The organism is Actinomadura physcomitrii, from assembly GCF_008923205.2.
Taxonomy (GTDB): Bacteria; Actinomycetota; Actinomycetes; order Streptosporangiales; family Streptosporangiaceae; genus Spirillospora; species Spirillospora physcomitrii.
The window spans coordinates 40,759-52,961 of sequence record NZ_WBMS02000006.1 but is presented as its reverse complement, the minus strand read 5'-3'; the positions used below and the strand labels follow the sequence as shown (position 1 = coordinate 52,961).

Annotated in this window: 10 protein-coding genes; 6 read left to right on the top strand and 4 right to left on the bottom strand. The window is 74.8% G+C overall.

Features of this window, described 5'->3' with window-relative positions; genetic code table 11:
* Window positions 1–2 precede the first annotated feature (2 nt).
* The 4 genes from F8568_RS09400 to F8568_RS09385 are packed head-to-tail and all read right to left on the bottom strand — an operon-like array spanning window position 3 to window position 3,670.
* Complete coding sequence (locus F8568_RS09400; RefSeq protein WP_151593125.1) at window positions 3–386, bottom strand: TadE/TadG family type IV pilus assembly protein; 384 nt, start codon at window positions 384–386, stop codon at window positions 3–5.
* A gap of 4 nt (window positions 387–390) precedes the next feature.
* Window positions 391–1,944: an AAA family ATPase gene (locus tag F8568_RS09395; RefSeq protein WP_328600798.1), complete on the bottom strand. Its 1,554-nt coding sequence runs from the start codon at window positions 1,942–1,944 to the stop codon at window positions 391–393.
* 8 nt (window positions 1,945–1,952) lie between these two features.
* On the bottom strand, window positions 1,953–2,669 hold the full coding sequence (gene cpaB, locus F8568_RS09390; protein ID WP_151593124.1) for a Flp pilus assembly protein CpaB: 717 nt from the start codon (window positions 2,667–2,669) through the stop codon (window positions 1,953–1,955).
* A gap of 53 nt (window positions 2,670–2,722) precedes the next feature.
* Window positions 2,723–3,670, bottom strand: a complete 948-nt coding sequence (locus F8568_RS09385) for a hypothetical protein (RefSeq protein ID WP_151593123.1) — start codon at window positions 3,668–3,670, stop codon at window positions 2,723–2,725.
* Window positions 3,671–4,212: 542 nt separating this feature from the next.
* On the opposite strand from F8568_RS09385, the gene F8568_RS46650 reads away from it, so the two are divergent.
* From F8568_RS46650 to F8568_RS09355, 6 genes are all read left to right on the top strand, one after another.
* Window positions 4,213–4,710, top strand: coding sequence for a DUF4282 domain-containing protein (locus F8568_RS46650; protein ID WP_202124730.1), 498 nt, complete (start codon window positions 4,213–4,215; stop codon window positions 4,708–4,710).
* Window positions 4,711–4,721: 11 nt separating this feature from the next.
* On the top strand, window positions 4,722–7,121 hold the full coding sequence (locus F8568_RS09375) for a protein kinase domain-containing protein (protein WP_151593122.1): 2,400 nt from the start codon (window positions 4,722–4,724) through the stop codon (window positions 7,119–7,121).
* Window positions 7,118–8,242 carry a response regulator receiver protein gene (locus tag F8568_RS09370; RefSeq protein WP_151593121.1) on the top strand — a complete coding sequence of 375 codons (1,125 nt, stop codon included), beginning with the start codon at window positions 7,118–7,120 and terminating at the stop codon, window positions 8,240–8,242. Before F8568_RS09375 ends, F8568_RS09370 begins: the two co-directional genes overlap by 4 nt.
* A 94-nt stretch (window positions 8,243–8,336) precedes the next feature.
* Window positions 8,337–10,250: an AAA family ATPase gene (locus tag F8568_RS09365; protein WP_151593120.1), complete on the top strand. Its 1,914-nt coding sequence runs from the start codon at window positions 8,337–8,339 to the stop codon at window positions 10,248–10,250.
* Window positions 10,247–11,005 carry a 4Fe-4S single cluster domain-containing protein gene (locus tag F8568_RS09360; RefSeq protein WP_328600797.1) on the top strand — a complete coding sequence of 253 codons (759 nt, stop codon included), beginning with the start codon at window positions 10,247–10,249 and terminating at the stop codon, window positions 11,003–11,005. Before F8568_RS09365 ends, F8568_RS09360 begins: the two co-directional genes overlap by 4 nt.
* Entirely contained in the window at window positions 10,993–12,162 is a 1,170-nt protein-coding gene (locus F8568_RS09355; protein WP_151593119.1) for an FHA domain-containing protein, read from the top strand. The genes F8568_RS09360 and F8568_RS09355 overlap by 13 nt, the downstream gene beginning before the upstream one ends.
* Window positions 12,163–12,203 lie beyond the last annotated feature (41 nt).

Below are 12,203 nucleotides of genomic sequence, written 5' to 3'. Positions count from 1 at the left end.
GCTCACCCCTCCGGCATCGTGACGGTGCGGGTCACGGTGTAGTCGAGCGGGACGCCGCGCCACAGCAGCGGCACCTTCGCCCGGACGGTGCAGGACACGCCGTCGTCCCCGGCGTCGCCGCCGCGCAGTTCCCGCTCGTTCAGCCAGCCCGGCAGCGCCGCGGCGGCCGCCGGGACGCAGGCCGACGCGTCCTGCCGCATGGCCGCGACGCGGGCGCCGGTCCGCGCCGCGTTCTCCACCCGCTCCACCGTCACGGACGCCATCAGCGCCTCGAAGCAGACCAGCACGACGCCCAGCACGATCGGCAGCAGCGCGGCGAACTCGACGGACGCGGTCCCGCGGTCTGCGGCGGGACGCGAGGCACGGGCGGCGTCGGGGGCGGCCATGGCGTCACCCGTCCCCCGCGTCCTCGTCGACGATCTTCGCGCGGGTGGTCAGCCCGAACGTCGACGACCAGCCCGGCAGCACCGCCGGGACGTCCACCGTCACCTTCGCGTACCCGTCCTCGACGCCGAGGTGCAGCACGTCCTCGCCGCCCCACGGGCCCGGGACCCTCGCCACGGCGCGGCGCCGCACCTCCTGCCTCGCCTCCGGCGTGTCATAGCCGGCCACGGCCACCGCCCGCGCCGCCTCATCCGCCGCGTGGCTCGCGTACATCGAGGTCAGCCCGGTCAGCAGCGCCTGCCAGCAGAGCAGCAGCACCAGCCCGACCAGCGGGACGGTCGCCGCGAAGTCCACCGACGCCGCGCCCCGGTCGCGCGGGTCCTCCCGCGCCCCCGGCTCGTCCAGCAGGCCGGTCTCGCGGACCAGCCCGCTGATCGCCTTGCGGAAGTCCGAGCTCTTCACCGCCTCGGGCGAGCCGGTGTTCGACGCGTCCTCCAGCGCCCGGTACACCGCCGGGACCGTCGTCCCGAGCAGCCCCACGCCGACGATCTTCGCGGCCAGGTCCGGCTGGATCTCGTTGCGGCGGTCGTGCCGGTTCAGCAGGACGGCGGTGTCCTCCTCCTTGCGGATGCGCAGCCGCCCCCACATCTTCACCAGCCGCTTCGCGCCGCGCAGCGCCGGCAGGTCCGGGGTCGCCGCGATCACCACCCGGTCGGCCAGCTCCACCGCCATCGCGCTCGCCTCCGACAGCTGCGCGCCGCAGTCGACGATCACCACCTGGTACCGGGCCCGCAGCGCGGCGAGGATCTGCCGGGTCGCGCGGGCCGGGACGTCCTCGGCCCGCTCCCCCTCCGCCGGGGCCGGCAGCAGGTGCGGGCCGAGGCGGTGCACGAACAGCGCCTCGGCCAGCGTCGGGCCGTCCAGGTCGTCGGCCGCCCCGACGAGGTCGGCGATGCTGCGCCGGTGCACGACGTCCAGGTAGCCGGCGGCGTCGCCCTTCTGCAGGTCCAGGTCGACCAGGCACACGCCGCGGCCCGCCGTCGCCGCCGCCACGGCCAGGTGCACCGCGATCGTCGTCGCGCCCGTCCCGCCCTTGGCGCCGCACACCGCCAGCACCGTCCCGACGCGGCCGGGCAGCGGACCGTCCTCGGAGGAGTCGAAGTGCCGGCGCATCGTCCGGGCCCACTCCGCCGCCGCCTCCACCCGGCCCTGCAGCTCAGACAGCGTCGGCTCGGTCGAGATCACCCCGCGCGCGCCCGCCGCCATCGCCGCGCCGAACGTCTCCGCCGTCGCCTCCTCCGCGATCAGCACCACCGGCAGGTGCGGGTGCCGGACGCCGAGCTCGCGGATCAGGTCGAGCGCCGGCAGCGGACCGAGCGCCTGGTGCAGCAGCACCACGTCCAGGCCGGGAGCGCCCGCCGCCGCGTCCACCACGTCCCCGGTGCTGGTCTCCACCCCGGCGACCTCGACCGCGCCCAGCTCGCGGAACTGCGCGTTCAGCAGCGCCGCCAGGTCGCGGTCGGCGGTCGCCAGCAGCACCCGGACGGGCCGTCCGGTCACGGGGCCGTTCACCGGGCCGCCGGCATGTCGCAGATCGCGCCGAGCTTGCGCACCGGGTCGCTCGCCGCGTCGGTCTGGTCGCCGCCGATCAGCGCGAGCCGGACGTGGCTCGCGAACGCCTCGGCGTAGGTCAGCTTCACGCTGTCGTCCGCCGCCAGCGCGAACGTGATCGGCACGACGGTGTTCACGTCCTGGGCGCTGGACCCCGACCGCTGCCGGGTCGTCCGGCCGACCTGGATCACCTGCGCGCGCCGGATGATCCGCGACGCGCAGGACTTCTGGTCGCGCTGCGACTGCTGCTGGAACGTCGCATAGATGTCGACGACCATGCCGGGCTTGACCTTGCCCGCCACGCCCGTCTCCGCGTCGATCATGATGGCGATCTCGCGCTGGCCGGGCTGCAGCAGCGGCGCGTCGATCAGCATGCCCTGCTGCAGGTACGCGCCCGCGACCAGCGCGGTCGGCGCGACCTTGCCCGCGACGGACGCCGGATCGGTCAGCATCGTGCCGGGTGACCACTTGGCCGGCATCTCGACGCGCTCGACCATGCCCGGGTCCAGCCGGCCGTACGCGGGGACGGCGACCTTCAGCCGCAGCACCTGCCGTTTCTCGCCGACCTCGGCCCGCACCGAGCCGACATAGCCGAGCACCGACACGAACACCGTCACGGCGCCCACCGCCGCGAGGATCATGAGCAGCACGCCGCGGCGCTGTCGGGGGTTCATGTGACTCCGTTCGCATACGACGGGGACGGGTTCTCAGGGGCGCCGGGACCGGTTCACGGCGGTGCGCTGACGAGCCGCGCCTGCTGCGACCGCTCCGCCGGGAGCGGTCGTGCGGGGGACGGTCCGGGAGCGGCGGCGTGCCCGTCCGGGGGCCGCGCCGCGGCGGGCGGCGGCGTCCGCACGGGCTGGACCATCGCGCAGAACGGGCAGACCGGCGAGCCGACCGCCGTGCCGCACCACGGGCACGGCTCGCACACCGCCTCCCGCACCACCGCCTGCAGCACACCGCTGTCCCCGCTGAACGCGACGTACTCGACGTATCTCTTGGCGCGCCAGTACTGCGCGCCGAGCGGCTGGTCGGCGACCATCGACACCGACACCGCGCCGAGCGCCGGCCCCAGCCGGTCGCGGACCCAGCCGCCGTCGCCGCCGTGCTCGGCGGCCAGCACGACCACCGGGGGCCGCGGCGCGTCCCCGGCCGCCGGCGCGGCGTCCGGCCCGGCCCGGCGGACCGCCCGCCGCGGCGCCGCCGTGACCAGGAACTCGCTGCCGGGCAGGTACGAGGCGAGGTGGTCGCCGAAGCCCGCCTGGACGTGCTCCAGCCGGGTGACGCTGTTCACCCGCGCCCCCGCGACCAGCAGCCCGGCGAGCCGCGGCGCGACGGTCGCGAGCGTCCCGGGCTCGACGTACGGGGCGAGGAAGGCCAGCTGGTCGGCCACCAGCGACAGTGCGAGCGGCGGAAGGTCGAGCGGGACGATCGCCAGGCGGCGCGTCCCCAGCGACGCGCGCGCGAACCGCAGCAGCCGGCCCGCCGCGTCCGGCCGCCACGACGGGTAGAGGGCGAGCACCGCCGGACGCTCGGCCAGCGTGCTCCCGATCCGCGCGGTGAACTCCAGGCCCTCGTCCGACAGCGGCGGGAACCCCGCCGGGAACCGCTCGGCCGCCACGCCGCGGAAGACGCCCAGGCCGGGCACCTCGTCGAGGAGCATCACCAGCGTCACGCGGGGTCCCGAAAGGTCACGTGCCTCACCACACCCTCCACCGGACCGTCCTGGCGGCCCGGCTCGGCGCCGCACCGGATTCCCCGAGTCGCGGGCCACGATAACCATCGAAATCCGCCACGATCAAGAATTGATACAGCAAATCCGAGGGACGTGGAAGAAGGTACCCGAAACCCGGTCGAAGCGATCCCGAGAACGGTGCACCGGCAAGGTGAACTTCTCCTGTCCAATGATCGAATGCACGGAGAATCCGCAGGTGAGAGGAGAGACTTAAGCCCCTGGCCCCAAGGGCACGCCACCGAAAAAGGGTCCCCGGGCCCATGCCCCGGAGAATGGACTCGAATACAATGGCCTGCTCGACGCGACCCGCTTTCGCGACATTACCGTCACCACCCGTGCCACCGGAATTCCGCAGCGTGCCCGGCGGCCGCCTCCGGGAGAACCACGGCACACCCGGTGAGCCGCGCGTCCCGTTCGGGCCCCAGCCCCGGATCAGGCTCTAGAGTCTTCCTATAGGCGGCCCCAGACTGGAGACGACGGCGATGACGCACCCATCGGACCCCGGCCAATCACCGCGCCCGCCGGGCCCCCCGGCCGGTCCCCCCGGCCCGCCCGCGGGACCGTACGGCCCGCCGCCGCAGCAGTACGGCCCCGTCCCCGGCCCCCGCCCGTCCGGCCCCTTCGGCACCGGCCCCTACGAACAGCCCCAGAACCGGCAGCCGCCCGCCCGCGACCCGCGGTCGAAGGGCCTGCTCGGCGCGCTGTTCGACACGAACTTCAACAATCTGGTCACGCCGAAGCTGATCAAGCTCTTCTACATCCTGTCGCTGCTGCTGATCAGCGTTCAGTGCCTGATCTTCCTGGGGCTCGGCCTCTGGATCGCGAGCTGGGACGACTTCTGGGCGTGGGGCGTCATCATGATCTGCGCCTCCCCCTTCGTCTGGCTCTTCGAACTGCTGCTCGTGCGCATCTTCATGGAGGCGATGGTCGTCCGCTTCAAGGAGGTCGAGTACCTCCGGATCATCAAGGACAAGGACTAGACGGGGCTGCGGTGGGCGAGTTCGACGCGACCGGGTCCGGCGAGGCCGGATCCGCCGGGAGCGGGCCGCGGGACACGCGGCGGGACGCCGGGGCGACGCGGCGGGACGAGCGGGTGCCCGCACCGCGCCCGCCCGCGGCGTCCGGGGCGTCCGGGCCCGGGGCGACGCGGCGGGACGGGGAGGCGCCCGGCGATCCGCTGATGCGCCTTCCGGTGGCGCTGGCGGAGCGGTACGAGGCGGTCGCCGAACTGCCGGTGCAGGGCGCCGAGTCGGACCTGCTGCTGATGCGGGACGCACGGGGCGAGCGGTTCGTGGCGAAGGTGTTCCGCCGCGGGTACCACGCCGACCGGGACGTGTGGGAGAAGCTGCCGGCGCTGGACTCGCCGCACGTGCTGCGGATCCTGGAGACGGGGCACGCGGACGGCCGCGACTACGAGGTCACCGCGTACGCGCCGGACGGCAATCTGCGCAACCTCATCGACGGCCCCCTGCCGGACGGAACCGTACGGGAGATCGCGGCGCAGCTGGCGGACGGGCTGGTGGCGCTGCACCGTGCGGGCATCGTCCACCGGGACCTGAAGCCGGAGAACGTGCTGGTCCTCGAGGCGGAGCCGCTGCGGCTGGCGATCGCGGACTTCGGGCTGAGCAAGGTGCTCGACGAGAGCGTGGTGTTCGCGTCGTCGTCGCGGACGCTGGCGTACGCGGCGCCGGAGTCGCTGTCGGGGCAGGTGTCGCCGGCGCGGGACTGGTGGTCGCTCGGGATGATCGTGCGGGAGTGCGCGACGGGCCGGGCGCCGTTCCGGGGGCTGAGCGAGACCGTGGTGGTCGACCATCTGGCGACGCGTCCGGTGAGCGCGGACGACGTGCCGGACGCCCGGTTGCGGCTGCTCTGCCAGGGCCTGCTGACGCGGGATCCGCGGCGCAGGTGGGCCGGCGAGGAGGTCGCCGAGTGGCTGGACGGCGGGTCTCCCCAGGTCGCGGAGGAGACCGCGCAGCCGGGCGCCGGACTGCCGTTCCGCGGCGCGCGCTATGCGCGTCGTGACGAGCTGGCGCGCGCGCTGGTGGAGAACTGGGAGCATGCCGCGCAGTACTTCTTCGGGCGCGGCGAGTCCGGTGAGGCGTGGCGAAGCCTGCGGGACTGGCTCGCGGACGTTCCGGACGACAGCCGCATCGCGCTGGTCGACGGCCCGCTCACCTCGGCGCTGCCGCCGGACGTGAAGCTGCTGCACCTCGTGCTGTGGCTGGATCCGGACCTCCCGCCGCACTACCTCGGCCGCAGGACGTCCGCCGGGGACCTCCCGGCGCTCGCCGCCCTCGCGGACGATCCCCGCCATCCCGACCACCGCCTCGCCTGCCAGATGGGCCGGGACCTGTGGGAGCACGGCCTGCTGCGGGTGCTCGCCGGTTCCGCGGGCGCCGGCGACCTGGCCGGGATCGACGGCCAGTGGCGCGCCCACGTCGCGGCGTGGAACGACCTCGCCCGCTGGCTGCGCGGCCAGGACGCGACGCCGCCCGGGCTGGCGGCGCGGCTGCCGGACGCGGAGGCCGGGAACCCGCCGGCCGTCCTGCTGGCGCTGCTCGCGCTGGCGGCCCGTCCGGCGGAGACGCACCGGTCGCTGGCCGAGGGCGCGGCGCGGGCCCGGGAGTCCGTCCCGGAGCCGGTGCCGTGGTTCACGTGGATGGCGGACGGGGCGGGCGACGATCCGCTGCGGCTGCTCGCGGTCGCGCGCGCGCTGCCGGAGGCCGTCGTGGAGGCGGAGGCCAAGGCGCGCGACCGGTACGCCGCGGCACAACGCTCGCAGGCGTTGCAGGCGCAGTGGACGGACCGGGAGCGGCAGCGGCTCGCCGGGCGCGGCGCGGCGGTGACGCGGGCGGTCGTGTGGTCGCTGCCGATCCTCGCGATCTGGCTGGCGGGCAGTTGGGTCGTCGGGAGCCTGTTCGGCGCCGGGAAGCACGACGACGGGACGACGTCGGTGGGGCTGCACGCGTCGTCGGGCGGCGGGGTGCCGTTCGCGGCGCTTGCCGTCCTCGCGGTCATCGCATGGGGCGTGCAGTGCGGCGCCGAGGTGATGCTGGCGCGCGCGCAGGGAGGCGATTACCTCCCCTATGGGCCGTGGTCGCTGATATCAAAGGTGCTCGGTGCGGGCGGCCGGGGACTGTCGAAGGCCTCGCGGACGATGTCGGGCGCCGCGCGGCGCAACGACCGGCGGGGCTGCGGGTTCCTGCTGCTCGCCGGCACGGTGCCGCTGCTGCTCCTGCTTCTGCTGGCGGCGGCGCTGACGTCCATCGCGAGCGTGCTGTGGGTGCTGGTGATGGTCGCCGGTGCCGTGGCGCACGGCGTGGCGGCCGGTGTCCGGATGCACCGCTGGCAGCAGGCCCGCACGAGCCACCCCGGAGGGACCCCCACATGAGCAGCGGCGTCGAGGCCGACATCGTGCTGGACGCGGCGGTCGTGCTGACCCTGGGCATGAACCGGGTGCTCGGGCGCGGCGGCGACGCGGCGGGACGCGGCGCGCAGGCGCTGGCGGCGCTCGCCGCGGGGCGCGCCGAGGCGCGGGAGGCCGCGCTCGCCGAGGTCCGTACGTACGAGCGGGCGCTGCGGGAGGTGGTGGAGCGCAACGCGCGCATCGCGGCGCTCGCCGAGACCCGCGGCAAGCTCGGCGCGGACGTGGCGCTGCCGCCGCCGCTGCAGCCCGCCGAGGAGTCCGCGCAGGAGCTGACCGCGTGGTGCGCGGCGACGGACCCGCTCCTGGACGAGGCGGAGCGCCGCCTGTCGGAGCATCTCGCCGCGCAGGTCACCGCGCAGGTCTTCACCGCGCCCGCCGAGGGCCTGCGCGCCGACACCGGCCGTACGCCCCCGCCGCGCCGCGGCGACGACGCGCAGCGGACCCTCGAGAGGATCATGGCGCGGCTGCTGCCCGACGCCGGCGAGGACGAGCGCCGCGCGGTCGCCGAGGCGGCCCGGCTGCTCGCCGCCGTCGGCACCGCCGAGGAGGCCGAGGGCGTCCTGCACGAGGTCCGGCTGCGGATCCGGGAGGCCAACCGGCGCACCGAGGACGCCCGGGAGCGGGCGCGGCGCCGCGCGGCCGAGCGGGACGCCGCCGAGCAGGCCGAGGCGGAGCGCCGGTACGTCCTCGACTCGATCACCGCCGCGTTCGAGGACATGGGCTACGAGGTCCAGCGGGGTTTCGAGACGCTGACCGCCGGGGACGGCACGGTGGTGCTGACGAAGGGCGCCTGGCCCGACCACAGCGTGCGGATGCGGGTGGACGGCGCCGCGCGCGTCGAGGCGGCGATGGTGCGCGAGCGGCCCGCCGAGAGCGAGGACGACCGGCGCGTCGACGTCGAGCGGGAGCGCGAGTGGTGCGCGGCGTTCGAGGCCGCGCGGGCGCGGCTGGCCGGCGGCGGGATCCGCTCCGAGGTGTCCTGGCGGCTGGACCCGGGCGTGCGGGAGCTGCCGGTCAGCGCCGCGCCACGGCAGACTGGGGGGCGTTCGGGCCAACGCGAACGCCGCCGGGAGCGTCCCACTTGACGTGCCGTCTCCCGGTGACGGCCGATGATCGGAGAATGGGTGCCGGGCGCGGAAGGCCGGCGCCTCGCGGAGGACGCGGAGTGGAGCGAGCCAGATGAGCATTGATTCGCCGACCCTCGGCGGCCGGCTGCAGGGCTGGCCGCCGTTCATCCGCGAACTCGACGCGACGCTGTCGGTGCACTCCCAGTACGTCCTGTCGGGCAACCTGTACGACAGCTTCCTGGCGCCGCCGGCGGAGGGCGGCGGGCCCGCGCGGCTGCTGCCGCTGCGGTCCCTGCTGTGGGAGACGCTGCACGCGAGCGGCGCGTCGTTCATCGTCGTGTACGACCCGGTGGACGGGCTGGAGATCCTCCCGCCGCCGGGCGACGAGGCGGGCGACGAGGCGGAGCGCGCCGCCGAGCGGCTGCTCGGCAAGATCTCCGGTGAGCGGCCGTCGCTGGAGGCACTGACCCGGCACCTGGCGGCGGTGGCGCGGCCGCAGGAGAACGTGCGCGCCGCGTTCGTGATCGACTCGGCGTCGCGGATCGCCCGCACCCCGACCGAGATGGAGCCGGCCGAGCGGGACTTCTTCCGGTTCTGCGCCAAGCTGTCGCGGACGGCCCGGCCCGTCCGCGGCGCCGGGGCCCGGCCGAAGCCGCTGTACAACCCGGTGATCTGGCTGGTGGAGCGGCCGGGCGACCTGCCGTCCTGGCTGACCGCCGACAACGACACGATCCGCGAGATCACGATCCCGCGGCCGCACCTCGGCGACCGGCAGGAGACGGCGCGGCTGCTGGCCCGCGCGTTCGGGGTGAGCGACGTCGGCGCGGACGAGGCGGCCGCGGCGGCGTGCGACTCGTTCGCCGAGCAGGCCGACGGCCTCACCCTCCAGTCGATGATCGAGGTGACGCGGCTGGCGAAGGAGCGCAACGTCGACCTCACGGACCTGCCGGACGCGGTCCGCACCTACAAGCTCGGCGTCCTGGACAACCCGTGGAGCCGCGGGCACCTGCGGCGCCGCGTGCTGGAGGGCGAGAAGCGCGTCCCGGAGCGGGTGATCGGGCAGCCGCAGGCCGTCACCAAGACGCTCGACATCCTCAAGCGGGCGGTGCTCGGGCTGTCGGGGGCGCAGGCGACCCGGTCCGGCAGCCGGCCGCGCGGCGTGCTGTTCTTCGCCGGGCCGACCGGCACCGGCAAGACCGAGCTGGCCAAGGCGATCACCGAGCTGGTGTTCGGGGACGAGTCGGCCTACCTGCGCTTCGACATGAGCGAGTTCTCCGCCGAGGGCTCCGGGGACCGGCTGATCGGGGCGCCGCCCGGCTACGTCGGGCACGAGGCGGGCGGCGAGCTGACCAACGCCGTCCGGGAGGACCCGTTCCGGGTGATCCTGTTCGACGAGATCGAGAAGGCGCACCCGCGGATCCTGGACAAGTTCCTGCAGATCCTCGAGGACGGCCGGCTCACCGACGGGCGCGGCAACACCGTGCACTTCTCCGAGTCGATCCTGATCTTCACCTCGAACCTCGGCATGTTCGTGCCGGGCCGCGAGCCGGGCATGCTGGAGGCCGTCCCGGCGCTCGCGGGCGACCGGGTGCGCAACATCACACCCGGGATGTCCTACTTCGAGGTCGAGCAGCGGATCAAGGACGCGGTCGCCGCGCACTTCACCGAGGTGCTGAACCGGCCGGAGCTGCTCAACCGGTTCGGCGACAACATCGTGGTGTTCGACTTCATCTCCGGCGACGCCGCGCACAAGATCTTCGACCTGCAGTTCGCCAACATCTGCAAGCGGGTCGCCGACGAGCACCGGCTGATGCTGACGGTCCAGGACGACGCGCTGCAGACGCTCCGCTCCTGGTGCACCGACGAGCTGGACAAGGGCGGCCGCGGCATAGGCATGGCGCTGGAGTCGCACTTCGTCAACCCGCTGGCGCGCGCGCTGTTCGACCGCGAGCTCGGCGCCGACGAGCAGATCACCGTGGCCGGGATCCGGCGCGAGGGCGGCATCGTCCACCTGGACATCCAGTGACCGCCGAACCCGCCCCCGAGCCGACCGCAGCGGCCCCGCAGGAGCCGCCCGCGCTGCTGCTCGCCAAGGCGCACTACCCGGTGACCACACTCGGCCCCGGTACGCGCGCGGGCATCTGGACGCAGGGCTGCACGCTGCACTGCCACGGCTGCCTGTCGCGCGACACCTGGGAGGCGGACCCGGCCAAGGCCGTGCCGGTCGAGGCCGTCCTCGGCTGGCTGGAGTCCCTTCCGGGCCCGCTGGACGGGGTCACGATCTCCGGCGGCGAGCCGTTCCAGCAGCCCGAGGCGCTGGCCGCCCTGCTGCGCGGGATCCGCGCGTGGCGGAACGCCCGGCGTGAGACGATGCCATTGGACATATTGGTGTACAGCGGATATGTCTACTCACGGCTTTCGCGGGTCCGGGGGTCGCGCGAGATCCTGGGCCTGTGCGATGCCGTGATGGCGGGGCCGTACGTCGACCGGCTCAACCCGAGGGGGCGACACCCGGAAGGTGGCTCTCTACTCTGGAGGGGGTCGGCGAACCAGCGCGCCGTCCCGCTCACCCCGCTCGGGGAGGAGCGGTACGGGGCATCGGCCGGTATCGGTAAGACTAGGGAACACGCAGGGCCCCGAGTGCAGGTGTCCGTGGACGAAGGGCCGGAGGGAAGGCGGGTGTACTACATCGGGATCCCGCGAAGGGGTGACATGGAGCACCTCACGTCGAGGCTCGAACGCGCCGGCGTGCGCTCGGGGGATGTGTCATGGCGACCTTGAACTGTCCTGTCTGTGACGAGCCGTACCAGCAGGGCGATCTGCTCTGCCTGAGCTGCGGGGCCAACCTGGCGCGCCCGGGGGGCGGCCACCGGGCCGGTCCGGGCGGGTACGACCAGGGTCCGCCGCAGCACGGCGCCCCCCAGCACGGCGGTCCGCCCCAGCACGGTGCTCCGCAGCACGGCGGCTACCCGCCGCAGCAAGGCCAGCCGTACCAGCAGCCGCCCCAGCACGACTACCAGCAGCCCCCGCAGCACGGCGCTCCCCAGCACGGTGCCCCCCAGCACGGCCAGCCGCAGCAGGACCAGTGGGGCCCGCCCCCGCAGCAGCAGGACCAGTGGGGGCCACCGCCGCAGCCGCAGCAGGACCAGTGGGGCCCGCCGCCGCAGCACGGCGCTCCGCAGCACGGCGCTCCGCAGCATGGTGCTCCCCAGCACGGTGCCCCTCAGCACGGTGCTCCCCAGCAGGGCCAGCAGCAGCCGGCCGACCCGTGGTCCATGCCGCCGCCGCAGCAGGACCAGTGGGGGCCGCCGCCGCAGCACCAGCCGCCGGCGCCCGACCAGTACCGGCAGCCGGAGCCGCAGTACCAGCAGCCGCCGGACCAGTACATGCCGCAGCCCGGGCCGCCGGACCACCAGTACGGCCCGCCGCCGCAGCAGCCGCCGATGCCGCCGCCGCACGGGCGGGAGGCGACCCTGCTGCCGCCCGACCAGCAGCACGGCGCCCCCCAGCACGGGCACCCGCAGCAGCCCGACAGCACCGCGTTCATGTGCCCGTACTGCGAGGCGGTGCTGACCAACCCGGGCGCCGCGCAGTGCAACTCGTGCGGGCGGCCGCTGCCCCAGAAGGGCACGCCCGTCCTGCGGGTCCAGTTCCCGACCGGCGAGCTGAAGGTGTCCGTCGGCCAGCACCTGGTGCTCGGCCGGGACGCCGGCCAGTCGCCGGTGGCCGCCACGTTCACCCAGTACGACAACGTGTCGCGGCGGCACTCGACGGTCTGGCTCGACCCGTCCGGGACGGCCTGGGTCCGCGACGAGGGCTCCACCAACGGGACGTTCGTCAACGGCGAGCGGCTCCCCCGCGGCGTGGAGGCCCCGCTGCGCGACGGCGACCAGCTCCGCCTCGCCGCCGACGTCACCGGCACCGTCCAGCTGAACTAGGCGCGAAGCCGCGCACAAAAGCGGCCCCGCGGTTCTCAGAA